This window comes from Streptomyces sp. TP-A0356 (assembly GCF_001417775.1).
In the GTDB taxonomy this organism is placed as follows: domain Bacteria; phylum Actinomycetota; class Actinomycetes; order Streptomycetales; family Streptomycetaceae; genus Streptomyces.
Genome location: NZ_BBZJ01000018.1, coordinates 135,204 through 160,082 on the forward strand (window position 1 = coordinate 135,204; position 24,879 = coordinate 160,082).

Annotated in this window: 20 protein-coding genes and 4 pseudogenes; 13 read left to right on the forward strand and 11 right to left on the reverse strand. The window is 67.9% G+C overall.

The window, feature by feature from the left end; translation table 11 throughout:
- Window positions 1-35 precede the first annotated feature (35 nt).
- From ASC56_RS15825 to ASC56_RS15835, 3 genes are all read left to right on the forward strand, one after another.
- Complete coding sequence (locus ASC56_RS15825) at window positions 36-1,127, forward strand: ImmA/IrrE family metallo-endopeptidase (protein WP_055492249.1); 1,092 nt, start codon at window positions 36-38, stop codon at window positions 1,125-1,127.
- A gap of 112 nt (window positions 1,128-1,239) precedes the next feature.
- Window positions 1,240-1,725 carry a hypothetical protein gene (locus ASC56_RS15830; RefSeq protein WP_159039654.1) on the forward strand — a complete coding sequence of 162 codons (486 nt, stop codon included), beginning with the start codon at window positions 1,240-1,242 and terminating at the stop codon, window positions 1,723-1,725.
- A gap of 56 nt (window positions 1,726-1,781) precedes the next feature.
- Window positions 1,782-2,792 carry a protein kinase gene (locus ASC56_RS15835; RefSeq protein ID WP_159039655.1) on the forward strand — a complete coding sequence of 337 codons (1,011 nt, stop codon included), beginning with the start codon at window positions 1,782-1,784 and terminating at the stop codon, window positions 2,790-2,792.
- On the opposite strand, the gene ASC56_RS40620 is transcribed toward ASC56_RS15835, so the two are convergent.
- The 3 genes from ASC56_RS40620 to ASC56_RS15845 form a co-directional block, all read right to left on the reverse strand.
- Window positions 2,738-3,145, reverse strand: a complete 408-nt coding sequence (locus ASC56_RS40620) for a hypothetical protein (protein ID WP_159039656.1) — start codon at window positions 3,143-3,145, stop codon at window positions 2,738-2,740. The genes ASC56_RS15835 and ASC56_RS40620 overlap by 55 nt on opposite strands.
- Window positions 3,146-3,490: 345 nt before the next feature.
- On the reverse strand, window positions 3,491-5,863 hold the full coding sequence (locus tag ASC56_RS15840; RefSeq protein WP_159039657.1) for a hypothetical protein: 2,373 nt from the start codon (window positions 5,861-5,863) through the stop codon (window positions 3,491-3,493).
- Between the two features lie 156 nt (window positions 5,864-6,019).
- The gene (locus tag ASC56_RS15845; protein ID WP_055492057.1) at window positions 6,020-7,201 is read right to left on the reverse strand and encodes a hypothetical protein; all 1,182 of its coding nucleotides are present in this window, start codon (window positions 7,199-7,201) and stop codon (window positions 6,020-6,022) included.
- Between the two features lie 197 nt (window positions 7,202-7,398).
- Between ASC56_RS15845 and ASC56_RS40625 the strand changes: the two are divergent.
- From ASC56_RS40625 to ASC56_RS43120, 4 genes and pseudogenes are all read left to right on the forward strand, one after another.
- Window positions 7,399-7,602 (forward strand): annotated as a pseudogene (locus ASC56_RS40625) (hypothetical protein); the annotation flags it as partial.
- A gap of 1,267 nt (window positions 7,603-8,869) precedes the next feature.
- On the forward strand, window positions 8,870-9,133 hold the full coding sequence (locus ASC56_RS15855; protein WP_055492059.1) for a helix-turn-helix transcriptional regulator: 264 nt from the start codon (window positions 8,870-8,872) through the stop codon (window positions 9,131-9,133).
- A 161-nt stretch (window positions 9,134-9,294) separates the two neighbouring features.
- A pseudogene (locus tag ASC56_RS43115) lies at window positions 9,295-9,681 on the forward strand (DUF6083 domain-containing protein); the annotation flags it as partial.
- A gap of 279 nt (window positions 9,682-9,960) precedes the next feature.
- Window positions 9,961-10,185, forward strand: a complete 225-nt coding sequence (locus ASC56_RS43120) for a hypothetical protein (protein ID WP_371330075.1) — start codon at window positions 9,961-9,963, stop codon at window positions 10,183-10,185.
- Between the two features lie 468 nt (window positions 10,186-10,653).
- On the opposite strand, the gene ASC56_RS15865 is transcribed toward ASC56_RS43120, so the two are convergent.
- Entirely contained in the window at window positions 10,654-10,884 is a 231-nt protein-coding gene (locus ASC56_RS15865; RefSeq protein ID WP_055492060.1) for a hypothetical protein, read from the reverse strand.
- Between the two features lie 235 nt (window positions 10,885-11,119).
- Here ASC56_RS15865 and ASC56_RS41905 point away from each other — a divergent pair, with 235 nt between their 5' ends.
- From ASC56_RS41905 to ASC56_RS15880, 4 genes are all read left to right on the forward strand, one after another.
- Window positions 11,120-11,260 carry a hypothetical protein gene (locus ASC56_RS41905; protein WP_234376966.1) on the forward strand — a complete coding sequence of 47 codons (141 nt, stop codon included), beginning with the start codon at window positions 11,120-11,122 and terminating at the stop codon, window positions 11,258-11,260.
- A 433-nt stretch (window positions 11,261-11,693) separates the two neighbouring features.
- A complete protein-coding gene (locus ASC56_RS15875; protein WP_055492251.1) occupies window positions 11,694-12,443 on the forward strand; it encodes an SDR family NAD(P)-dependent oxidoreductase in 750 nt (249 codons plus the stop codon).
- A 212-nt stretch (window positions 12,444-12,655) separates the two neighbouring features.
- Window positions 12,656-14,338, forward strand: coding sequence for a cyclic nucleotide-binding domain-containing thioredoxin-disulfide reductase (locus tag ASC56_RS38030; protein WP_079102525.1), 1,683 nt, complete (start codon window positions 12,656-12,658; stop codon window positions 14,336-14,338).
- A 125-nt stretch (window positions 14,339-14,463) separates the two neighbouring features.
- Window positions 14,464-15,099, forward strand: a complete 636-nt coding sequence (locus tag ASC56_RS15880; RefSeq protein ID WP_055492062.1) for a TetR/AcrR family transcriptional regulator — start codon at window positions 14,464-14,466, stop codon at window positions 15,097-15,099.
- A gap of 385 nt (window positions 15,100-15,484) precedes the next feature.
- On the opposite strand, the gene ASC56_RS15885 is transcribed toward ASC56_RS15880, so the two are convergent.
- The 4 genes from ASC56_RS15885 to ASC56_RS15900 all read right to left on the reverse strand — a co-directional run bounded on the left by ASC56_RS15885 (window position 15,485) and on the right by ASC56_RS15900 (window position 18,630).
- Window positions 15,485-15,811 (reverse strand): MmcQ/YjbR family DNA-binding protein, encoded by a 327-nt coding sequence (locus tag ASC56_RS15885; RefSeq protein WP_055492063.1) that lies wholly within the window; start codon window positions 15,809-15,811, stop codon window positions 15,485-15,487.
- 57 nt (window positions 15,812-15,868) lie between these two features.
- Window positions 15,869-16,873: a zinc-binding dehydrogenase gene (locus ASC56_RS15890; protein ID WP_055492064.1), complete on the reverse strand. Its 1,005-nt coding sequence runs from the start codon at window positions 16,871-16,873 to the stop codon at window positions 15,869-15,871.
- A gap of 45 nt (window positions 16,874-16,918) precedes the next feature.
- Window positions 16,919-17,566 (reverse strand): NADPH-dependent F420 reductase, encoded by a 648-nt coding sequence (locus ASC56_RS15895; protein WP_371330074.1) that lies wholly within the window; start codon window positions 17,564-17,566, stop codon window positions 16,919-16,921.
- Window positions 17,567-17,655: 89 nt separating this feature from the next.
- Window positions 17,656-18,630, reverse strand: a complete 975-nt coding sequence (locus tag ASC56_RS15900) for a zinc-dependent alcohol dehydrogenase family protein (RefSeq protein WP_055492066.1) — start codon at window positions 18,628-18,630, stop codon at window positions 17,656-17,658.
- Between the two features lie 638 nt (window positions 18,631-19,268).
- Here ASC56_RS15900 and ASC56_RS15905 point away from each other — a divergent pair.
- Window positions 19,269-19,556: pseudogene (locus tag ASC56_RS15905) on the forward strand (sulfite exporter TauE/SafE family protein); the annotation flags it as partial.
- Between the two features lie 581 nt (window positions 19,557-20,137).
- On the opposite strand, the pseudogene ASC56_RS15915 reads toward ASC56_RS15905, so the two are convergent.
- A pseudogene (locus tag ASC56_RS15915) lies at window positions 20,138-21,088 on the reverse strand (TadA family conjugal transfer-associated ATPase); the annotation flags it as partial.
- A 3-nt stretch (window positions 21,089-21,091) separates the two neighbouring features.
- The gene (ssd, locus tag ASC56_RS15920; RefSeq protein WP_055492252.1) at window positions 21,092-22,183 is read right to left on the reverse strand and encodes a septum site-determining protein Ssd; all 1,092 of its coding nucleotides are present in this window, start codon (window positions 22,181-22,183) and stop codon (window positions 21,092-21,094) included.
- Between the two features lie 585 nt (window positions 22,184-22,768).
- Here ssd and ASC56_RS15925 point away from each other — a divergent pair.
- Window positions 22,769-23,593: an HAD family phosphatase gene (locus ASC56_RS15925; protein WP_055492069.1), complete on the forward strand. Its 825-nt coding sequence runs from the start codon at window positions 22,769-22,771 to the stop codon at window positions 23,591-23,593.
- A 382-nt stretch (window positions 23,594-23,975) separates the two neighbouring features.
- On the opposite strand, the gene ASC56_RS15930 is transcribed toward ASC56_RS15925, so the two are convergent.
- Window positions 23,976-24,800, reverse strand: a complete 825-nt coding sequence (locus ASC56_RS15930) for a Fic family protein (protein ID WP_055492070.1) — start codon at window positions 24,798-24,800, stop codon at window positions 23,976-23,978.
- Window positions 24,801-24,879 lie beyond the last annotated feature (79 nt).

A 24,879-nucleotide genomic window follows, 5' to 3' on the forward strand; every position in this document is an offset into this window, starting at 1 on the left:
GGAATGTAGAAGTGCGGACGTGGGAGCTGAGGAAAGTGTTCACCCCTGAACGGCTGGTCCTTGCCCGTAAGAGGCGACGGATGACGTTGGCCGAGCTGGCCCGTCGGTCTGGGTTCTCGGCGCAGAGCATCACTGCGTTCGAGAACCACCGCAGACCGCCGTCGCCGGAGACGCTTTCCTCCCTCGCGGCCGCGCTTCACTACCCGGTCGCGTTCTTCGAGGCTCCTCCGCCGGCTCAACTGCAGCTGGACGCGGTCAGTTTCAGGGCGCCGTCGAAAATGACAGCCTCGGAGCGTGACAGCGCGCTGAGCTCAGGGGCCGTGGCCGTGGCGCTCAACACCTGGCTGACAGGGTTGTTCAAACTGCCGAGGCCGAACGTGCCGACCTATCCCCATCTGAAGCCGGAGGCAGCGGCCGAGCAGGTGCGCGCCGCGTGGGGCCTGGGGGAGGCGCCCGTCCCCAACACGGTGCACCTGCTGGAGGCCAACGGTGTGCGTGTGTTCTCCCTGCCGTCGGACTGCCTGGACATCGACGCTTTTTCGACCATCAACGCGGGCACCCCTTACGTCTTCCTGAACACCCGCAAGACCGGGGAACGGGGCCGCTTCGATGCCGCCCACGAGCTCGGGCATCTCGTACTGCACTGTGAGCACCGCATCCCCCACGGGCGGGACTCCGAGGGCGAGGCCAACGACTTCGCCTCCGCCTTCCTCATGCCGCGGGCCGGGATCCTCGCCCAGAGGCTCAACAACGCCTCTCTCGACCGGATACTGAGCGCCAAGCGCAAGTGGGGCGTGTCGGCCATGGCCCTGACCTACCGGCTGCGCAAGCTCGAGCTGCTCTCCGAATGGCGCTACACCCAGACCGTCAAGGAGCTCGCGCGCAGGGGATACCGCCGTGACGAGCCGGGATCTTCCCTTGTCCGCGAGAGCAGCCAGTTGCTCGCAAAGGTGTTCGAGGCGCTGCGCCAGCCCTTGAGTATGTCGCCGGCAGATGTCGCGGCTGAGTTGAACATCTATCCTGAGGAACTCAATGAGTACGTCTTCGGCTTGGTCCCTATCGGCGTCGACGGAGGCGGCAGGCAGTCGGCGCCCGTGCGGCCCGACCTGCGGTTGATCAAGGGGTAGCTGGCGCGGCTAACCGCCGCAGGCATGACAATGATCCGCTCACAACCGGCCTGCCCGCAGGGGCCGCAGGTCGGGACTTCCCGGAAAGACGTGACGCATGAAGGTCCTGGGTGTGGCTGTCTCAGCAGGCGCGATCCACTACGGAGCACTCACTGCCGCCCAGGGCACGCAGGACATATCTCACCCGCCAGGGGCCCCGGAACGCCTGGTGCCCGCGCTCGGCCTGACGGGAGCTCAGCGACTTGGGGACACCCACCAGAGGATCGCCCAGGAGATCCGTGTGTTGCAGCCCGACGCCGTGATCATCGTGGCGACCCGCAGGAAGAACCAGTGGGTGTACCGCGAAGCATTCGACCGCATCTCGCTGATCTCGGCACTCATGCTGTCCTGCGTGGAGCAGGGGGTCACATGCGAAGAGTGGAGCACGGAGCGAATCGGTAAGCTCGTCGGCGTCCCTGCGCCCAAGCTGGCCTCGTTCGACTGCAAAGAGGCCGGGTTCGCTCAGCTCCCCCTGTACTGGGCGGCCGGGCGCGTGCAGGCGTTCGCCGCGGCCAAGGCCTACGTCGTCGAGATGTCCAGCGAGAGCAGCGAAGGATAAGGGCAGTGAACGAGCGCGAGAGACCGCTCATCCTGGACTACGAGTGCCTCCACAGCATGCCGGGCGGCCTGCGTGAGGTGCGCGTGTGGCTGGATCCGGTCCTGGAGACGTGGCTGGTCGGCAAACGCATTGACCTGTCCGAAGTCCAGGGCGCGGACCTGGTGGAGCCCCGGGTCATGGAGATGATCAACCACCCGAACGTGGTGAAGGTGCGTTCGGTCGCGAGCATCCCCAGTTACAAAGCGCCCATGCAGGTAGTCGAAGTGTTCATGCCCTACTACGAGAAAGGCAGCATCACCGACGCGATGCTCGAGGGCGAGCACTTCACAGCAGCCCAGTCGCTGCGCATCATCCGCGCGGCCCTGCAAGGCCTGGCCGAGATGCATGAGCGGTACAAGATCCTTCACCGCGACGTGAAGAGCCCGAACCTGTTCCTCACCGGCGACGCCGACACGGTAAAGATCGGCGACCTGGGCCTGGCCGGTGCCATGGACGACACAGGCAGAGCTCCCTGTGTAAACGCGCCTCACCTGTACGCTCCGCCCGAACTGTTGACCGGAGAGGCACTGACCCGGTCCTCCGACCTGTACTCCCTCGGCGTGGTCCTTCTCGAACTGCTCCGGGGGAGATTCGACTATGCCTCGTACACGACCACCGACGTGGTCGACGCACTCCTGGCCGGCCAGCCACCTTTGCGCAAAGAGGACACGGTCCTGCCCGCATGGGTGTGCAAGTCGCTGCGGAAGCTCGTCCAGAAAGCCACCGACCCCAACCCGGCCCGCCGCTTCCAGACGGCCCGGGAGATGAGCGACCAGATCGCCAAGATCCGCATCGCGGACTGGCAGGAGACCGAGGAACAGACCTGGGAGGCGCCATTCCTCCGCAACCCGAAGACCCGCGTGCGCATCACAGCGAAACCCTCCAAAGAGGGAGGGATCATCCTGACCACGCACCGCAAGAAGACGCTCTCATGGCGCCGACTGGGAAAGGATGCAACGGTCCCCAGCTTGGATCACAGCGCCGCGCTGGCCGTCTTCGAGAGCGCCAACAGTCTGGCCGTCAGCTGACGCACAGCGAACTCCACAACCTGCCCCTCCTGTGGTGACAGGTCCCTGTCGGCCATAGCCTCGGCGAAGTCGGCCGTCTCGTACCTCGCCGCGTTTCCCGCACCGACAGGCACCAGCGCGCCCGAACGCGCGAGTTCCCAGATCTCGGCCCGCACGCGCCGCGCATCAACGCCCCCTTGCCCGATCATCGGAGCAAGCACCTCACGCCACGTTTCGGCGTGCTCGCCAGGCGAGCCTGCCCAGAGCTGCTCCACAAGGACTTCGGCCGCCCACGCATGCCTCGGCAGAGAACGCTCCGGTAGACGGGCAATGCACGCCACGAGCAGAGCGCCTTGAGGCGAGAGCGCTTCCACAGCTGGCTCCTCCTCAATAGCAGCGGCGTTACTCAGTCAACAGTCTGCAGAGGACTTGTCCTTTCAGCGTGCCGGACAGGCTACAGACACGCAAGACTCACCGTCATGACTTATTGCACACTTGTTCGATTTTGATCGGGTTGAGTCCGTCACGGCAAGGCTGGACGCATTAGCCCTTGACTGCGCCGGCGAGCACAGTCGCCACAGCTGACGCCAACAGACTCTGTCCGTCTGCCCCGCCCGTTGCTGCCGCCGATCACCGGACACGGCGCTTCGACGGCAGGAGGCTGAAGCGCGGCACCCGGGGGGGCGGAGCGCGTCGTGGTGCTGCAGCGGCGCTGGGTATCAGCGCAGGCTGGTGAGCCAGGTGACCTTGGCTGCCTGCGCAATCTTCTCGTTCACCAGGGTCTCGGTCCGCCGGTCCCACGCGGGGCCGGTAGTGGCCATGACGAACTCGTCCGCGCTGAGATCGTTGATCAGGCCCTTGAGGGCGGCGCAACGCCGCGCTTCCTCGCGTTTCGTCGGCTCGAGACGATCGCTGATCTTGGCCTCGCCGATGACGATCCGGCCGTCGACGATGGCCCAGAGGTCGACCTCCAGGTCCGGGTAGCCGTCCCGGCGGACGACCGCCTCGGGCATGTGCTGGAAGGAGTGCGCCGGCTCCGCGAGCGCCGCGAGAGCGAGGATCGGCACATGAATGTTCGAGCGCAGGCCCTGGTAGGCGACCTCATCGAGGCCGTAGTACCACTGCGGCTCCAACTCCTGCCCCTTCCAGGCCGACCGGACGATCGGGTTGTGCTGCCGGCAGCGCTGGCAGCGGAAATGCGATCCGATGTCCTCCAGCCGGTAGAAGCCGGTGCCGACACACTGCCCGCAGGTCAACAGCAGGCCCCGCGTCGCGATGGACCGCTGCAGGTAACCATCCAGCAGCTGCCGGACACTTTCCTCGCTCCCGCCGGTCATCATGCGGACATCGGCGAGCGTGAGGTACTTGCGGTCCTGGTAGACCCGCCCGGGCTCTTTCCCGGCGGAGATCCACCCGGACAGCAGGTTCGCGGCAGGACCCTCCTTGAGATCGGCGGCCAGGGCCGCGAAGTCTCCCCACAGTTCGATCATGCGACGGGTGTAACGGCCCTTGTCGGACTCCTCCAGGGTGACGCCCGCCCCCGCAAGGAGGGTGCTGAACACCTGACGGGCTGTCGGAACCCGCAGCCGTACCTGGACCAGAAGTTGGGCCAGGGACGTCCCGGTGACGGTGAAGATCCGGCCGTGGGAGTCGATGCTGATACCGGATGTGCTGGAGCGGACTCCCCACGAGGTGCCGTCGGCGGTGATCACGTCGTTCAGGGCCCACCGGGCAGGAAGGACGGCTTTGGGGTCCAGGACGTCCACCTGCCACCGGCAGGAGTCCGGCTGGACCCCGACCGCCTCGCTGGGCAGCGGGATCTCGACGTTCCGTGCCTGGTCGGTCCCAAGGAACGGCTCGTGCAAGGTGTCGCCGACGTGCGCCTTGTCGAGAAGGTGGAGGCGGCGGCGCACCGGCAGATCCGACGGGGCACAGACACGCACGTCCAAACGGCCTGGGGAGCCGGAGGCGGCCATCCGCCCCCACGGCGTGGCCAGCAGCCGGTCACGGACTTCGTGCAGCTGGTCCTCATCGAGAGTGAGTGATGACAGCAGGACCGGACGGGCGGAGACCGGCGGCACCGCAAGGTCGTACAGGAGCCGCATCAACTCGGTATACAGCTCCAGGCTGAGATCTGCGGTGTCCGGGCCGACCGGCAGCCAGTGCGCATCCCCCACCACACGCTGGCGGGTGTAGGCGTAGCAGAAGTCCTCGGCGCCGTCCCCGCAGATCACCACCAACGGCTCGCTGTCCGCGTCCGCGTCGAACGTGGTGAACCAGGAGCAGCCCAGCCGGGACTGCGCCAGCGGCATATCGTCCAGGAACTCCTGCTCGGTGAAACCGACGCCGGTCTCAGGCCGGCCCGTCCACGCGTACCGCAGCACCTGGACCAGGTCCTCCCGGTCCACCGGCACGGTGGCGTGGTCCACCTCGCCGCGCTCTCGCAGCCGCGCCAGATGCCCCGGCGCCACCAGGCCGGCGCGCGCGGCAACGAGCAGCTGCACCGCAGGCGGCAGCCCGTCCACGTCGAGGCCGGTGATGCGCTCGGGCTGAAACGTCAACCCGCACATGTCCACCAGCCGGTGCGGCGGCGCCTCGTCCGCCCGGAACTCCGCTGTTACCGCGACCTGTGCCGACGCCAGCGGAGCCATGCGCCGCCGGATACGGTCCCCCAGCTCCTGCGGCGCCACCCTCCCCGCGCCCCCGGACGACAGGAGCTGAGGCTCTAGCATCCGCCGGGCCTGGGCTTCGTCAACGTCGTTCTCCCGGGCCCACCCTTCCACGATCGAGGCGAGCTGCGCCTCGTACGCCTGAGGGTCCGACATCTGCAGGCCCCGCCCTGTCCGGGCGAACACCGCCCAGTGATCCGCGTCGAAAGCCTCCGCGAGCCTCCAGAACGGCTCCGCGACCTCCCACTCGGGCGAGCAAGCGATCAGACCGTGGCCGTCACCACCCCACGTGCGCGCATAGCACTCCACCATCCGCAGTACATCCGCCCGCCAGTCCCCGCCCGAACACAGCAGAGTCAGGGCACGCGGGGGCCGCACATTGCGCTGCACCAGCCGATAGCCCAACGCGTTCACTTCAGCCATCCCCGCCCCATGTGCTGCCCGTGACCACGTCGGACCGACGCAGATCCGTTGTGTGACGTGGCGTCTCCACACTCCCGCGCCCCGGAAATGCGCCATTTCAACGTATCAGCGGTCATGGCACGGGGGCTGCTGAGCTCAGTCGGCGCCTTCACCCGATCACGCGGCAGGGCGGCGCGGTGCGAGCGCGCGCAGATCCTCCATGTCGGTGCAGAAGTCTTCGTCAGGAGCGATCCAGTCGGTTTCCGATCGGCCACCGTCGGCGGTACGGATCCGAGCCTGGAGGTCGGCCAGCTCGCCCGGCAGGTCCCGCAGTCGCGTGACGACGCGAGTGCCGTTACGCGGACCGGCCTTGGACCGTGACAGCAGATTCGCCATCTCTCGGTCCGGCACAACGACGTGGCAGTACGGCACCGCGATGCCCAACGCATCGATGTCGTACAGGGCGTTCACCGTCCAGGCCTTGGTCTGGTTGCTGAACAGCTCGGCTTTCAGGTCCACGGCAATGCGCACCGACGGCATCCGGTCCGTGAACGCGGTCATGCGCGGCCGGCCCGACCTCGGGTGAGCCGTGTCGAGTCCGATCTCCCGGTGAAGGTCGATGCGGTACTCGGCCAGTAGCTCCCGGAGCAGTTCGTAGTGCTCGTGCAGGATTTCGCGTGCCTGGACCCGTACGCGCAGTTCGTGCCGACTGATCGGATCGTCTGCGAGCATCCCGGCATACGTCTGCTCCCATTCGAGCCTGCTCCGGGCAGCGTCCCGTACAGCTTCGGGCCGGTACCCGAGCCGCCGCAGGCCCTCGATCTCCTCGTCCCTGGGCCCCACGAGCAGCTGGAACTCGGCGTACTGGTTGGCCTTGCGCAGCAAGTCGCGGAGCTCCGGGACCGTGTCCATGTCGACGTCGCCGGAGGGACCACGCAGGACCAGCGGGGCGCGCTCGCCCACGAGCGCCCATGCTGCCCCGATGCCGAGCACTCGCGGTGGGCTGGGCCGGAACGCCGGTCGGCCGAAGCTCACATGCATGGCGTGCAGCATCTGGTGCCGGAGCAGGACACGGCGTGAACGCATGGTGCGGCAGTGGGAGACCGATGCCATGATCCGGGCCACGTCCGCCCGCTGGCGCGGGTCGGTGATCTTCCCGATCTCCGTGTAGTGGGTGGCCGAGAGCGGGAACACGACACCTGCCGCGGAAGCGTCCCTGACGGCGGCGAGCACGGCGGTGTCGTATGCGTCGCGCTGCGCTCCGTTCGCCGCGCAGGCCAGCCGGATCCGCACCCACGGATCGAGATAGACCGACGGTGGGGCCATGTGGAGGTTCGGCGAGTCGGCAGCCTCTGTCATCGGCGTCTCCTGGTTCTGCGCGCCGCGCGATGTGTGTGACGCGCGTGGCAGGCGAGACGGTGACGCCTGGTCGAACTGACCAGCGTCGTGCCCACGGGCCACCATATTTCCAGCAGAGCATCGCGGGCGCCGCACAATTTCACCTGGCGGCACATGCGGGCCGGCAGTATCTCCCCTCCACGATCTGCCTGTTGGGCATCGACGTTCCGTCGCCCGCAGACCTGTTCCGCGCCAAGGAACCGGTCCCGAACCGCGATTCAGCCCTCTGCTTCGGCCACCGCCACCCCGCGCTGATCGAGGCAGCCCACCGCCAACTCGATCGCCTCACCCTCACCTCCCGCACCTTCCACAAGGACAAGCGCGCCGTATTCGTCGAGCGGCTGGCCGCGTTGACCCACTTACCACGCGCGGACATCGCGTGCGGCCGAAGAGCCCTGACCGCCAGCACCTTCCTGTATCCGGCCCGGAGCTGCACCTGGCTCGAGCGCAAGTTCAGCGCCTCCGTGTGAGAGTCCAATGGACGTCGCCTGAGCGCGGGCAGATCTGCCACCTCTCCAGAACGCCGCTGTCCGCCAAACGGTTCAGAACGCGGGCGAGTTCGTGTTCGGGCATACCGCAGTCACGTAGGACCCGGTCGCTTTCGCGCAGCCCTTCTCTTGAAGACGGATCGGTGTGGGCGATGAGGGAGGTACCGAGGAGCTGCATCTGTGGCTCTGCCACCCCGATCCGTGCCGGGCACCCAGTGCGCAGCGCCCAGTCGGCGGCGCGTCTTCGGTCAGGACGGGCGGGTGGCTGGGCGAGCAGTGCGGCATCAAGTAGTTGCGCGGCAGTTCCGGCCGTTCCGGGCGGGTCATCGAGACGCAGCCACCGCGCCTGCTCCAACTCGCGACAGGCTTGTGCTGCGCCGACGCGAAGGCTGTGCAGCACGCCTGCAGGGAGGGCGACCCTCATCTGTGCGTTCATGCGCAGCGCGCACTGCAGGGCGAGGAGCCTTGCTTCGGCGGACACCTCCGAAGGTAGGGCCACGGCGAGGTAGCTGAGGATCTCGCCCACACGCACGTGCTCGCCCGGCCCTCTCATGAGCCGTGGGCGCCGCGGCCGCGTGGAAGTCGGGTGGAGGGAGCCGACAATGGCGGTGTCGGGGACGACAGCGGCCTGGTCGGTTGCTGCGGCGCACGCGCCGCAGGCGTCGACGAGGCGCCATACCCGACCACCACGTTCACAGGCCAGGAGCAGGCGAATGGGACCGTCGCACCCGCGGTGGCGGCGGTGCCAGCGGCAACCGCGTTCATGGCAGTGGCATGTCCGCAGATGAGGTGCTCGCAGATCACCGCGAGCGTGCCGGGCGAGGTGGGCCAGCACCGCCGAACGGGCGGAGGCCGCGGTGACCGGCCGGCTGGCCAGGGGGCACTGCTGGCATGTCATGACCAGTCGGCCGGACTGGGACCGCAGCTCCACCGTCCAGGCGCGCGGCGCTGCAGGACGCACGGTGCGCAGTGGCATGAACAAGCGGCCATCCTTCCCGATCCGGCACCGATCCCTCCTGTCTTGTGGCGGGCGGCCGTCACCGTAGTGCAGAGCTCTGCCCTCTCGCCGCCGGGGCAGCCGGGAGAAATAGGGCAGAGGTCTGCACTGACAGGGCAGGGGTCTGCCCCGTCGGATGGTCGGGTGACGATCTTGCCGCCCGATCCGGACCTCGACGCGCTACGGCTGGAGCTGGCGCGACTGCGGGCCGCCCGCGGGTGGAGCTACGACGAGCTCGCGGCCCGCAGCGGCCTGGCCAGGCGCACTGTGATCGAGATCGAGCAGGGGCGCACCGTCGGCACGCTCAAGACGTGGCATGCCCTCGCCCATGCCTTTGAGACGCCGTTCGACGAGCTCTTCGCCACCCTCTGTCGCGGACACGAGCCGCCCCGGGGTAGCGACGGCTGATCAGGGGGCGGCGTGGGATGCCGCGAATCACCCGAACCGGCAGTGGTGCATCGAACGCGCGATCAGCCGTTCGTACTGCTGTCGCCTTGTTTTGGTCTGCCCGGGGGATCCGGCGGGCCGGGTGCTGTCGGCGCGGCGTGTTGGCTGGCAGCTTCGCCCGCATGTGCTCTTCGCCTCATCCTTCTGCGCGGCGCTGGGACGGCAGCCGCGTGAGCGCCCCACCCCGCAGGTCCTTGCGGGTCGACCCGGAGGGTGTCAGCCGGCTGCTGCGCTGTGGCCAGACCGCGTCTTGCCGCGAGTGCGGCAATGCGGTCGAGTGGTACGTGCGCAGTGACGAGCGCCGGGTGCGGATGCATCCGCAGGAGATGCCTGCCAGCCGGGTGCCGGAGTCCTGCCGCTGGCACGTCAGCTCCGGTGTCGCTCATCCCTCTGGCGACGGGAGCAGCTGGTGCCGCCTGCCGCACGCCGTGCTGTGTCCCGCGCGTCCGGCACCGCTGGAGGCACCGCAGCTATCCGGGCTGCGGCGTTCTCTTGCGCTGCGCACGCGCAGGCTGCTGGATGCTGGGGTCTTCGCCCCGTCTGCGGCCCCGCCGCAGAATGGCCCGCGACCGGGTGAGGAGGTATGCCGCCCGGCAAGGCCCGTGGTGCAGCTGCTGTACCTGCGCTACCTGGCGTCCTGTCCCATCGAGGAAATCCAGTGCGTCACCCAGACCCGGCGCCGCGTGCGCTGCCGCGACAAGGTACTCGGTTCTGGCGCTCTGCGTGGCATGTGGAGTTTGGTGCCCGTGAGCGCGCAGCGCGGTCAACTGGCGCTACCGTCGGACGTCATGGCTGTCTACAGCCTGTCTGCGCTGCCGTATCAGGAGCAGTTGCGCTGGCGCCGTCAGCGGTGTCTTCAGCATGACGCCACCCCTACGGCTGGTGATCTCGCTGTGGCGGACTGGGAGCTCTTCGACCCGCTCCGTCACCACGAACACATCCACACCCGCCTGCCCGCACACCGGCGCCGTCCCGGTCCCGGCAGTCCCGCACCTCGGCAGGCCCACTCGTGACGATGCACCAGTATGCCGTCGAGATCTCCTTGACCAGACCCGCTACTGCCCGGGAGCTCGACCGGGCCCGTCGCAGGATGCCTTTCGCGGCGAACGCCGACCGCACCCGGCTGATGACGGTGCACAGCGGCACGAGTCCGGGCCGTGCGCTGCACCGGCTGCGGCGCAGGCTGGACGATGTTCTGCCGATCGACGTGTTGACCACGTACTACCCCGATCGCGATGGCCGCGTGCTGCTCAATGTCGGCCTCCCCCAGGACCTCCATGCTCTGATCCGCCGGGAGGCGGCCGCCAGCGGTCGGCGCCCTCGGGACGTACTCGGCGAGCGGATCACGACCGGTCTCGCGCGCGAGCGACGCGAGAGGCGTCACCGTCTTGAGTCGCAGTTGCAAGGCCTGCTCGCCCAGCACACTCCGCAGGACGTGCTGGCCTGCGCGGCCGCGCTCCTTGCGAGCACGCCGGACTGCGTCAACCCGCCCAGCCCACGTCGATCACCTCGATGCCACCGAGGAACGCGGTGAACGACACCCACGAGCGGGGCCCGAACACCACCGCCGCATGCCACCCGCCGGGCTCCGGCCACGCGCGGGGCCGCACCAGCGCCGCGGCAATCGTCTCCATGACCTCTTGGCGTCCCTGCGGCGGCAGGTCCTCCAGCGCATCCTCCGCCCGGATGGCCAGGTCAACCTCGTACGGCACAACGCACCCCCGTGCTCGTGATCAGCGAAGCCCACACCGTACGGGCCTGCAGCCGGTCACACGCCGGCCTGTGGATAAGCAGATCGCTCAACTTCACGATCCTCTGGCCCCGCCGAGCCGCCGACACCTCCTCCTGCCGGGCGCCGTGCCCGGCCGTCCCCGCAACCCCGCCGGTCTGGCAGACCAGATGAGGCACCACGGGCTTCCCCTACGCGCTGCACGCAACACCGCGCTGATGGAGGCCATCACCGACCTGCCGCCCATCGTCGTCGCCGACCTCTTCGGCATCAGCCCCGCGACCGCCCACCGCTGGTCCCAGCTCGCCGGGAACAGCTGGGCGCCCTACCTCGCCGCCCGGCAGCGATCACGGCCATAGACCGACCGCGATGTGCGCACTTCGTCTTGGAGGGGTGGGCATGGGAACTCTCGCCTGTCACATTCGAGAGGCCGAGCGACCAGTTCGGCGGTCTCGGCAGCGCCGAGACCGCCGCGATCGGACAAGAACTCGGTGATCGAACTCGCGGACCTTGTGGACTTCCCCGGGCCCGGGTACCGCTCAGCTTGAATCGCTGCCAGAGCCCTCCCGTTGGCTGATCCAGGATTCGACAGTCCGCAGGCGCGTCCCCCTCCGGTTGCAGCGCGCCACTCAGAGCTTCTTTACTAATAGGTACAAATCGATCTAAACCATGCGGTCCGTGAGCTAGGCCGCGGAGGGCTCCGCCGTCGGGTGGGGCGTAGTTGCCGCGTGCCGGTGCGCTGGGCCTTCAGTCGGTCTCTGGTCGGGTTGCCGCAAGGGAGATGTGGACATCATGGGACAGCTTGATGGCAAGATCAGCCTGGTGACTGGCGGCTCGACCGGGATCGGTCTGGCCATAGCACGTGGGTTCGTCGCCGAGGGCGCCACCGTGTACCTCACAGGCCGGCGCAAACCCGAACTTGACGCGGCTGTGGAAACCCTCGGGGAACGGGCCATCGGCATACAAAGTGATGTCTCGGATCTCGATGCGCTGGATGAGCTGTTCGCGATCATCCAGGGCGGCAGCGGACGGCTGGACGTTGTCGTCGCCAACGCCGGCGGCGGCGAGCTGGCGCGGCTGGAGGAGATCACCGAGGAGCAGTACCGTTCGACCTTCGACATCAATGTCAAGGGGACGATCTTCACGGTCCAAAAGGCACTCCCGTTGCTGCCGGACGGCGCCTCGGTCATCGTGCTCTCGTCCACCAACGCCTCGATGGGCGTCCAGGCCATGACGGTCTACAGCGCCACCAAGGCAGCTATCCGCAACCTGGCCCGCACCTGGGCCGCCGAACTCGCGGGGCGCGGCATCCGTGTCAATGCCCTCAGCCCGGGACCGATAGAGACCCCTGGCATCCGCGGTCTGGGCAGCCCGGCAAAGGGCGAACGGCAACTGGCAGACCGTCTCGCCGACGAGATTCCCCTCGGCAGGATAGGACGCCCCGACGAAGTCGCCGCCACGGCCGTCTTTCTCGCCTCTGACCAGAGCTCCTTCACCACGGGAGCCGAGCTCTTCGTTGACGGCGGCCTTGTCCAGGTCTGAATACGGCCGCCATGTGCTGGCATCGCCGCGAAGAGAGGCCCGAAGACGGATTGGCCCGGCTGCCGGCGGAGGCCTGGGGAACTGCGCCCCGTCCTTGAAGTGCTGATTCTTGCCTCAGGCGTCGAAGAACTCGGAGCCGGGAAGGGCCAACCCATGTCAGTGCAGTGCGGGACCGGCTGCTGGTGTAATGCCTCGATCTAGGGGAGCAGATCATGCCCTCGCGACAACCGGGCCGCCGAATCTGGGGCGATAGAGCCTATCCGCATCTTGCGGGAGACCAGCTGGCCCGACTTTTTGAGTTCGGAGTTCCGCAGAACATCTCCGCAGGGCAGTTTGTATTCCGTCTGGGAGATGACAAGTATGACCTGGTGGTCATCGAAGAAGGCCAGCTTGAAATCATCAGAGAGGCAGGGCCGGGTTATTCCGAGGAGGTGATTGTCACCTTCGGACCGGGAGAATTTATCGGTGAACTCAGCATTCTCACGGGACAGTTCGTGTATCTCCCTGCCCGCGCTGCCACGGATGGCCGCATCTATCGAATCCCACCCGACCGGTTTCGCTTGCTGATGGAAACCGAGACCGCACTATCCGACATCCTGCTCACCGCTTTCAGGGCTCGACGTGAAATTTTGATGGAGTCCGCCTCGCACACCATTGAGGTCATCGGAAGCGCTTCCTCTGCCGAGTGCCTGGCGCTGCGCTCGTACCTTGAACACATGGCACTTCCGTATCGCTGGATGGACGATGCAACGCCGGACGGGTTGCTGCTGATGGGGCTCGCTTCGCTCACCGCAGGTGATTTGCCTGCTGTTCTCCTTCCGGGGCGCTCGCTACGCAACGCCACACCCGGAAGCCTCGCGATGAATCTCGGACTGTCACATGAAGGAATCAAGGACGAAGAGATAGACCTCGCTGTCATCGGGGGTGGCCCTGCCGGACTGGGTGCCGCGGTGTATGGATCATCAGAGGGACTCGGGACTGTCCTGCTTGATGCCGTGGGCCCTGGAGGTCAGGCAGCAGCTAGTTCCCGCATCGAGAACTACTTGGGGTTCCCTAACGGAATCAGTGGCGCCGAACTGACCCGCCTCGCCGCCATACAGGCGCTGAAATTCGGATCTCGCCTCTACTCGCCTTCGTGTGCCGTAAGCCTCCAGCCCCTTGCCGACCGGATTCAGATTTCCCTGTCCGACGGCACGGATATTCTTGCGCGCGCCGCTATTATCGCTACCGGTGCCCGCTACCGGTCCCTTCCGATCGCCCGCTGGAAACACTTCGAAGGGGCAGGAATCTATTACGCTGCCACTGAGCTGGAAGTCCGTTCGTGCGCAGGCAGGTCGGTGTCCGTGCTGGGAGGGGCGAACTCTGCAGGGCAAGCAGCTCTGTTCCTGGCCGGTAAATCAATTGCAGTCAACATCATCCTGCGCCGCGACAACATCAGGGCCCGCATGTCTTCTTATCTTGTTCGCCGTATCCTCGCGGATCCGCGGGTTACCGTGCATACGTCAAGCGAAGTGACAGCACTCGAAGGGGAAGACTCTCTGGAGGCCATCAGGATCAGAAATTCCGCTACTGGCGTCGAATCTCTGCTGGGATGCGGCGGGCTTTTCTGCTTCATAGGTGCAACACCGGCAACTGATTGGCTAAATGCAGCCTGCGCAGCCGACAAGGACGGATTCGTATATACCGATGTGCACATTGATGAAAAAAGTCTGGGGCCGCCCTGGCAGGAACTGCAACGTTCCCCACTCCCCTTTGAAACGAGCATTCCCCGTGTCTTTGCCGCTGGCGACGTACGACATGGGTCAATCAAGCGTGTCGCCGCCGCAGTCGGCGAAGGGGCCTCTGCCGTTTCTTCCGTTCATCAGGTCATAGGGGTTCCCGGGGTCCCCTTCTGAGGGTGAGCGGGGCAGGCAGTACAAGCTTGGACGTTCGGGCGAGCCGATGTTCGCAAGCCTCGAAACAGGCTCGTACTGTCCTGTCTTCGCCCCGTAATGCCCCTTACGCGGCGTACAGTTTTCTCATGGCCCGGCCTCGGCAGTTTGACGACGAGGAGGTTGTGCGGGCTGCTCGCGACCAGTTCTGGTCCCACGGTTACGACCGCACCTCCATCGACGATCTGAGCGCCGTCACGGGCTTGGGACGCGGAAGCCTGTACGGGGCATTCGGAGACAAACACGCCTTGTTCCTGCAGGCTCTAGACAGCTACAACAGTGACGCGATCAGAGCCTGGCGTTCTGCTCTGCGCGGCCCGGGACCGGCCCTCCCGCAACTGGAGCGCTTTGTGCGCGACATCGCCGAAGCGATCAGCAGGGACGTGGAGCGGCGCGGCTGCATGATGGCCAGGAGCGCCACGGAACTCGCCGCGGTCGACAAGACCGTCGCCGAGCGGATTGCTGCGACTGTCCGCGGAATGCACAGCGAGCTGTCGGACTGCCTTGCCCGGGCCCAGGAGGAGGGCTCGCTGGATGCCGAGGCGGACACGGACGGTCTCGCAAGCCTTCTCCTTGCTGTGCTGCGGGGACTGGAGGCCCTGGGCAGGGCGGGAGCCGCAGCGGAGGTTGTCACCGGCGCTGCCGAGCAGGCACTGGCCCTTCTTCCCCGCGTGTCCACGAACGAGCCGGCGCCGGACCGGCTGGAGGACCGTTCGGCGCCGTGACCCGGTCCTGTTCTGGACGGCCCTTGGGTTTTCGGTGCCATGGGCCGCACGCCCAGGAGGTCTTGCCCCGCCAGACGTCACGGGCGTCGCCTGGCCATTGGCGCGCAAGCCGCCTACGAACAGGACGATCAGCAGCACAGGGGCGCCTACCAGGGATGGATGAGGACGGTGCCGACCTTGCCGGGCCGTCGCGTGTGTTGCACGGCCTGTGCCAGGTCGCCGAGACCGTAGGTGGCAGCCAGGCAAACCGGTCCTTGGCCGCCATCGCGATCATCTTCGCGGCGGCGACGTCGGATGTCTGCCTGCCGAGGGAGGTGTCTGACATCCAGCGGCCGATGCTCCTGCCGCGCAGCGCCGGCGATTTGTGCACCTGGTCGCCCGGGGCTCATGGTGCGACCAGATCGTGGCTGTCCTCTATCAGCTCCCGAATCAGTTCGTCCGGGACATCGCCGGCCAACGAAATGTTGACCCAGTACCGCTTGTTCAGCTTGTACGCCGGGTGCACTGCCTCGAAGCGGTGCTGCAACGCGGTGACCCGCTCCGGATCGGCCTTGACTGTCACCTGGTCGTCCGGGAACTCATGGCCACTGAGGATGGCAAACACCTTGTTGTTCGCCACTGTCTTGAACACCACGCGGTCCGGGGCGAACGGACGCGACTCGCTGACTCCGGCGAAAGAGAGCGCCAGCTCCCGGACGTCGTCCACGTTCATGGCTACCTCGCTTCCATAACGGAAGTTGCAGGACTCCGCCCTTGGTAGCAGGGGCTACTAAGGGCGGATGAGGACGGTGCCGACCTTGCCGGGCTGCACCGCGTGCTTCACGGCGGTGGCCAGCTCGCCGAGGTCGTACGTAGCGGCCACGTCGAACTGGTTTTGGAACGCCAGCGCGATCAGTGTCGCGGCGACCGCGTCCGATGCCCGCCTCTCGGCGGATGCCTCCAACAGCCACCGGCCGAGGGTCGCGCCCCGCACTGTCAGCGCGCGGTGCAGCAGTGTCGACGCATGCACCGAGATCGGCTCGTCGGCGAGTTCCCCGTAAATAATCAGTCTGCCGCCCGGCGCCAACAGGTCCAGAAGGCTTTCCGTCAGCTTTCCGCCGACAGGGTCGAAGGCCACACTGAGCGGGCGGCCGCCGGCTGCCTTGCGGACCTCGTCGGCCCAGCCCGGATTCTCCGTGGCAACGACCGGGACGTCCGGGAACCGCTTGCGCAGCTCGGCGGCACCGCGGTCACTGCGGACGACGTTGACCAGGCCCACGTTGTGGTACTGCATCACGCCGGTTACCAGCCGCCCGACCGACGAGCCGGCGGCGGCCTGCACCAGATAGCCGTCGTATCCCAAGGCCACGTGCTGCTCCGCCTCACGGCGCAGCATCACCGCGGTCAGTGGGTTCGTCAGCATCTGCGCGGCGACCTCGTCCGACAGTTCATCAGGCACGGGGACGACCGTCTCAGCGTTCGCCAGGATCCACTGTGACCACCCACCCGGCAGGGGAAAGGCTGTTACACGGCCGCCAACCTCGACGCCCGGAGCCACGCGCGTATCCGGGCCGATGGCCTCCACCAAGCCGGTCCCTTCCACGCCGATCGGTACCGGCCCTGCAGCCGTCGCGGGGAAGGCATCGAGGCCCAGGAGATCACCAGGGTGAACCGGGAAGGCCGTGGCACGGATGAGGACCTGACCGTGCACGGGTGCTTCCGGCTCGGGCTCCTCGATGACGGTCAGGACGTCGGCGGGCGCCCCGCTACGGGTCCAGACGACACGACGGTTCATGATTCTCCTCCTGTGCGCTGGTGTGTATGGGGCTTGGCCGGGGCGTCAGCCGGCGTCCTGGAGCAGCAGGTGCTTCGCGCTAAGCGGGCCGTCCAACTGCATCAGCCGGCCTCCCTCCCGTAGCCCGCCGAGGTCCAGGGCGGCGAATCCGAATTCGCCGAGCAAGCCGGCCACGGCCGCCTTCGCGTCGGCGTCGTCGCCCGCGTAGAAGACCACCTGACGGCCTTCCTCGTGCTGGGGATCCGCGGCGATGAACGCGGCGAACAGGGTGTTGAACGCCTTCACGATCCGCGCGCCGGGCAGGCGCTGGGCGACCCATTCGCTGCCCGTGAGGTCGCCGACGTCGTAGCGGCCCCGCCAGGGGTTGGCCGCGGCGAACTGGTTCGTCGTGTCGACGACGATCTTCCCGGACCAGTCGGCAAGGCCGGTCAGGTCCGGCACTGCGGAGAACGGCACCGCGAGGAAGACGAGGTCCGGCTGCGCCGCCTCCTCGGCCGTCACCGCGTGGGCCTTCGGTCCCAGCTGCTCCACGACCGCCTTGAGTGTCTCCGGGCCCCGGCTGTTGCCGATGAGTACCTCGTGCCCGTGACGGATGGCCTTGTCGGCGACGGCCCGGCCGATCTCTCCCGCGCCGAGAATGCCGATGGTGCTCTGTGCGGCCATGCTGCACCTCCTTGATCGTGTGCCGGGGATCGTGCCGGCGCCCCGGCAGCGGCTGTGTGATCGGCTCCGGCTGCTTCCTGCCGGGATGGTCCCGGCTTCGGCGGCAGGTGCGGCTGCGCCTACGCGCGATGCGGGTTGAAGTCCAGCAGGACCTTGCCGTTCTCCCGGAAGTACGCGAGCGCCTCGGGAAAATCCTCCGCCTTGTAGACGGGCGCGGAGGGCAGGACGAGTCTTCCCTCGGAGACCAGCCGCGCGGACTCCGCGTTCAGAGCCGGAAGCCGGGGAAGGAACTCGTCCTGGTACATCCAGAATTCCGTCGTGGTGATGTTCTTCGTCCCCAGTACGTCGGGATCGGGCGTGAACGGCCGGCCGCTCAGATACCCGTAGATCGCCAGCAGGGCGCCGTCGGTCAGTACGTCCAGCAATAGTGCGGTCGCCGCACCGCTGACACCGTCAAGGCCGAGCAGCACGGGATCGGATCCGATGGCTTCCCGCACGCGCGCGCCGGCGTCCGCCGAGTCGACAACCACGATGTCGGCTCCGAGGTCATGGAGTTCGCTCACGAGTTCCGCGCGGCGCACGATGTTGATCGTGCGCAGCCCTCGTTCCTTGGCGAACACAATGACCGACCGGCCCACCCCGCTGTTGGCCGCGTTCTGCACCACCCAGGAGCCGGCCGGGAGGTCCCGCAGGCCGACCAGGAGCCCCGCGCTGACGGGATTGATGGTGAGCATCGCTGCCTGTTCAAGACTGATGGACTTGTCCACCACGGTCAGGTCTGCTGCCTCGGCCACGACCCGCTCGGACCAGGAAAAGACGCCGAAGGGAAGCAGGACCCTCTCGCCGGGGCGGACCTCGATGACGCCGGGCCCTACGGACACGACCGTCCCGACGCCCTCGTTTCCGATGGCTGTCGGCAGCTCAGGGCGTACGGGGTAGACACCTTGCGCCAGGAGAAGGTCATGGTGGTCAAGCGGGGCATACTCGACCTGGACCAGCGCCTGTCCGGCGGTGGGAGCCGGGGGCTCGGGCACGTCCACCACCTTCAGGCTCTTCTCCGGCTCCCCGAACTGCGTGAGGTGAATGGCGAGCATGGGACATGACTCCTAGCTTTGTCGCCGTCGCTTCTTGAAATTCGAGACATCGCTTCGGATACCGACGGCCCGGTCCCCGAGAGACTCCACTGGTGCATCCAGCTCGGTTCTGCTCCGGCCCGTGAGGTGGACGGTGGAGCCCTCGGCGACGAACCGGGCTATGGCCAGACTGATCCCGGTCGAGCAGTCACAAACCGACCTTGCCATCAAGCTGTCCCAGGATGCCCGCTTCTTCCTCGATGTAGCTCACCCGGAGACCTGCAGAGAGCCCAGCGCACCGACACGCGGCAACCCATGCCCGTCCGCCTTCACGCCACCTCACGGACCGCACGGTTTAGATAGATTTGTACCTACTAGTAAAGAACCCGAACAGGGACACTGCAACCGGAGAGGCACTCGACCTTGCCCAGTCTTGCAACTGGCTGAAAAGATCCTTCGGCGGTCAAGCCTTCCTGACCCCACCGTCCCCACATATCGAGCAGCCTGCACGACGATCGCAACGCTCTGACCTGCACGTTTACGAGGCGCTGCACATAAGTGCCTGCGGTGATCAAACTTCGATGACACAAACTCGCGTCCGTCAAAGTCCGATGGCAAACGGTCAAGATCCAGTGGCACGGGACACCCGCCATCGGCTGGCCGCCGCGGCGGAACCGTCACCGGCCACGCTCACCACCCTCGCCCTCGCGGTCGGCATCGTCGGCGGGATCTACGGCATCGGCGGCGGCTCCCTGCTCGGCCCGATCCTCGCCGCCTGCGGCCTGCCCATGGCCCGCCTCGCCCCGGCCGCGCTCGCCGCCACCTTCGCCACCTCCCTCCTCGGCGCCCGCTTCCAGCGCCGCCTGCCCGAGACCCCCCTGCGCCTCCTCCTTGGCACCCTCGCCACCAGCATCGGCACGCTGCACGCCATTCAGGCACTGGTATAGGCCCCGCCGCCCGGACCGCGCCCGACCCGGCAGCAGAACCGACCCGGCACTGATAGAACGGCTCACCGCGCAGGTCCTAGACGGCGACACCGTGCTGGACGACCTGGCCCGCCAAGCCAAGGGCGGCTCCGACGACGTCGTGGCCCACCTGCTCGCGCAGGCACGGAGCGGAGACGACCAGTAGGGGAAGCCCAACAAGACCAATCTCACCGGGATTTCCTGTACCTCAACTACTCACGCCCGAAGCTGCCTAGGCCCCCGGAGCTGCCCTGTAAGGCGGACCACGGTCGCCTTCTCCCCGAACGCTGTCGCCTCGCAAATCAACCAGTTCCTCACCATGACCACAGCGCCGCGCAGCATCTCGCCGACGGTACTAACCTTCCACCCTCGGCGGGCTGGACGCACGAGGAGACAGCTCTTCCCCCACTGCAACCTGGCCACAACATGGGCCATCGAGCAAAAGGTCTCCACGCCCGATGAGCCACAATCACGCTGGGTGAGCACACTGAAGTCTTTCGTGCGCTACTGAAATCTTCACTGAAATGAATCGTGCGCTACTGAAATCTTCAGAGCTGTCCGACACAGCCGCCCTCGTGGCCCGTGTTCAGCGCGGCCAGCAGGGACACCACCTCCGGACCGCGCACCTCGCCGACGACGAGCCGGTCGGGTCTCATCCGCAGCGCCTGCCGCACCAGGTCCTGGAGCTCGACGAGTCCCATGCCCTCCTGGTTCGCGGGCCGCCCCTCCAGACGCACCACATGGGGATGGTCGGGCCGCAGCTCCGCCGAGTCCTCGGCCAGCACGATCCGCTCGGCGGGCCCCACCAGACCCAGCAGCGCGCTCAGCAGCGTGGTCTTGCCCGTACCGGTCCCACCGCTGATCACATACGAGAGCCGGGAAGCGATCAGCGCCCGCAGCACCCGGTCCCCGCCCGGCGGCACCGTCCCCGCCGCCACCAGCTCGTCGAGGGTGAACGCCCGCGGCCGTACGACCCGCAAGGAGAGACATGTGGAGCCGACCGCGACCGGCGGCAGCACCGCGTGCAGCCGGGTGCCGTCCGGCAGGCGGGCGTCGACCCACGGTCTGGCGTCGTCGAGCCGTCGCCCCGCCACGGCGGCCAGCCGCTGCGCGAGGCGTCGAACGGCTGCCGCGTCCGGGAAGGACACCGTCGACAGCTCCAGTCCGCCGCCCCGGTCCACCCACACCCGGTCGGGTGCCGACACCAGGACGTCGGTCACGGACGGGTCGGCGAGCAACGGCTCCAGCGGGCCGCTGCCGACCAGCTCGGAGCGCAGCTGGTGAGCCGCGCCCAGCACCTCCGCGTCCCCGAGCACCCGGCCCTGCTCGCGCAGGGCCTGCGCCACACGCGCGGGAGTCGGCTCGGCCCCGCTCTCGGCCAGCCACTGCCGTACCCCGTCCAGCAGCCGGGCACGTTCGCCGATCCGCGTCGCGCGCTCGTCATCCGCACCCGCCCGCGAAGCGGGTCCCGTGCCGCGGTCGGCCCTCGCCACCGCTTCCCAGCCGGTGCCCATGCGTCAGTCACCCGCCTCGGCCAGCGCACGGTCCCAGAAGACCGAGCAGAACCGGGCGAGCGGCCCCCGCACCGCTCCCCCGGGCGGTACCGAGCCGTCCGGCGGCGGTGTCTCGGAGGGCACTTCGCCTAGCAGCGGCAGCTCCAGCAGGCGGGCCACCTCGTGGTCGTCGAGGCCGGGCGCGTACGGCCCCCGTACCGCGATCCGCAGGTCGCCCAGGACCATGCCGACGGCCGACGCCACCCGCCGCGCGGCCGCGATCGCACGCAACTCGGCGGGGACCACCAGCACTCCGACGTCCAGCTGGGCGAGGACTTCGGTGACTGCGTCGTCGATACGGCGCGGTAGGTCCACCACGACCGCGCCGCCGCGTCGCCGGGCCGCGGCGAGGACCGCGCGGACCGCCTGGGCCGGGACGGCCACGGTGTCGCCCCGATCCCAGCTGAGCACCCGCAAGGCGTGCAGCTCCGGCAGGGACTCCTCCAGGGCGCCCCCGCCGACGCGCCCGCGGGAGGCGGCGAACGCCGGCCAGCGCAGCCCTTCGGAGCTCTCTCCGCCGAGGAGCACATCGAGTCCGCCGCCCAGCGGATCCGCGTCCACAAGCAGTGTGCGCCTGCCCTCACGCGCGGAGGTGACGGCCAGGGCGCAGGCGAGCGTGGAGGCGCCGGCTCCGCCGCGACCGCCGATCACGCCCACGGTGAGGGCGGGCCGACCGACCCCCTCGGCCACATCGGCGATCCGGTCGACCAGCCACCGCTCGCCGTCCGGCAGAACCAGGACGTGATCGGCGCCGATTTCCACGGCGCGCCGCCAGACGCCGGAATCGTCCTGATCCCGCCCAACCAGCACCACGCCGCGTCGGCGTGCGGCCCCGCGCACGCGGCGCGCCGCGTCGTCGCCGACGAGGACGAGCGGCGCCGCTTCCCAGCTGCCCCGGTGCTCCGGCACTCCGGGGTGGACCTCCGCTCTGGCACCCGCGGCCGCGCACAGGCGCAGCAGGTCGTCGAGGAGTTCGGCGTCCTCGGTGACGATCAGCGGTCCGCTCCGCCGCCCCTCGGCGACGGCCGGCCCCTCGTGCGTGATGGCTCCCGCCACGATCTCCAGCCCCCTTCGCTGCTTCTTCCGCGCCCGGTCCGCGGGCCACCGCAGTCCCGCGCCTCCCGCACATGTGAGGAACCGGCATCCGGTCTCCATATGAACGGGCGATACGAACCGGCCATACGCGTCCGACAAATGGAACCGGCGATGAACAGACTCGCCACCGGCGGGACGCGTTGGAATCACGGTGCGCCGATCCCGGAAATCGTGTGGATCTTGGTCGATAACTGTGGACAACTCAGTGGTTGTGAATATCGTCATCACTCATACGGGTCAGGCCTCGACGACTTCCGCAGAGCCACAGAACGGCTACCGAGCGTTACGAATCATGAACATGCCGACGCGGTCCCTGCGGAACCACCACCGGGCTCCGGGACCGCACAGGAAGAGGAGAAAACCCACCCGGACATGCGACGACCCCCGCCGGGGGGGAGAGCGGGGGTCGTCCCCACGGCCGACTCGGGGGGGGAGGAGTCGGACCGGGTTAGCACGGTCGCGAACGATCCGTGACTTCCATGGTGTACCCGAGAGCCCTCTCAGGCAAACCCACGCGCCCCACCTTACGCCGAATGGTGGGCGCATATGCTCAGGCCCGTGGAAAACCACTCCTTGCTCCGCACTGCGGCCTTCTTTGACCTCGACAAGACGGTCATCGCGAAGTCGAGCACGCTCACCTTCGGCAAGTCCTTCTACCAAGGCGGACTGATCAACCGGAGGGCCGCGCTGCGCACCGCGTACGCCCAGTTCGTGTTCTTGGCGGGCGGCGCCGACCACGACCAGATGGAGCGGATGCGCGAGTACCTGTCGTCGCTGTGCCGCGGCTGGAACGTCCAGCAGGTCAAAGAGATCGTCGCCGAGACGCTCCACGACCTGATCGACCCGATCATCTACGACGAGGCCGCCTCCCTCATCGAGGAGCACCACAGCGCCGGGCGGGACGTCGTGATCGTGTCCACGTCGGGCGCCGAGGTGGTCGAGCCCATCGGCCAACTGCTCGGCGCGGACCGGGTGGTGGCCACCCGCATGGTCGTGGGTGACGACGGCTGCTTCACGGGCGAGGTGGAGTACTACGCGTACGGACCGACGAAGGCCGAGGCGATCAGGGAGCTCTCCGAGTCCGAGGGATACGACCTCGCGCGCTGCTACGCCTACAGCGACTCGGCGACCGACCTGCCGATGCTGGAGTCCGTCGGCCACCCCCATGCCGTGAACCCGGACCGGGCGCTGCGCCGCGAGGCACTCGCGCGCGGGTGGCCGATTCTGGACTTCCACCGCCCGGTCCGGCTGAAGCAGCGGCTGTCGGTGCCACCGCGCCCGGCGCTCCTCGCGATGGCCGCCATAGGCGCGGCGGCGGCCACCGCGGGGCTCGTCTGGTACGCGAGCCGTCGCCGCGCACCGGCCGTGTGAGCCCGCCGCGGGCGGGACGAGCAACGCGATCCGCCCGGTTCGCACCTCTTTGAACCTAAAAGTAAAGAACTGTAGGCAGGGGTTCCACTCAACCGGGGCCAGGAGTACAAAGGGGTTAAGGCCCGCGAGACCAAAAGACATCCGAAAGGATCATCTTTTAAACGCAATTGGCCCACGGACCGTGCATGAACACTGGGCACCCACGCGACGTCGACCCGTCGATTACGGGCCAGCCGCACCAGGTGACGGGCAACAGAATCCCGACCTGATGGGCGACATATCGAGGACGCCTGGTAACCCGGCCGACATGCCAGCGGCGGTACGAGACCTCGTACCGCCGCAACCACGCGCAAAGGCCCCCAGAAGGGCCTTTCCGCCGGGGCTACGCCGCCCCGCGCTGCAGCGCCTCGCACACCGCGACCGACTCGCGGACCCCCAGCTCGACCGCCTTTCCGCAGTGGGCGATCCAGGCCGCCATACCCTCCGGAGTGCCCGACACATAGCCGTCCAGTGCCGCGAGATATGCCGCACGGCCCAGTTCGGCGAGGCCGACCTCCGCGGGGCAGATCGCCTTCGGGTCCAGACCGCTTCCCACGAGGACGATGCGCTGCGCCGCACGCGCGACGAGGCCGTTGTGGGAAGCGAAGGGACGCAGGGCCAGCAGTTCGCCGTGCACGACGGCCGCCGTCACCAGGGCCGGAGCCGAGCCACCGGCGATGATCAGCCGGGAGAGCCCTTCGAGGCGGCCGGAAACCTCGGCGGCGTTCGGCAGCGGCAGTTCCACGAGCGGCTCGTCGACCGGTTCGCCGTCCTGCCTCGGGCGCCCCACGCGGGGGTCGGAGTCCGCGGCCGCCACCAGATGCAGCCGCGCCAGCACGCGCAGGGGCGACTGCCGCCAGATGGACAGCAATTGACCCGCCTCGGCGGTCAGCCTGAGCGCCGCACCGACCGTACGGGCCTCGTCGTCACCACTGAAGTCGGTGCGCCGGCGCAGCTCCTCAAGGGCCCAGTCGGCACCGGAGAGCGCGGCCGAGCCGCGCGCGCCGCGCAGCGCCGCCTCGGAGGTGATCTCATTGCTGCGACGCCGCATGATCCGGTGCCCGTAGACCCGGTCCACGGCCTTGCGCACGGTCTCCACTGACTCGGCCACCCCGGGCAGCGCACCCAGGGTTGCGAGCGGATCGGCGGTGGCACCTGTCGTACTCATGAGTACGACACTACGCATCTACGAGCCCCTCCTTCGAAGGAGTGGTCTTCCTCACGCCCCACTGCCACGTACGGCGATT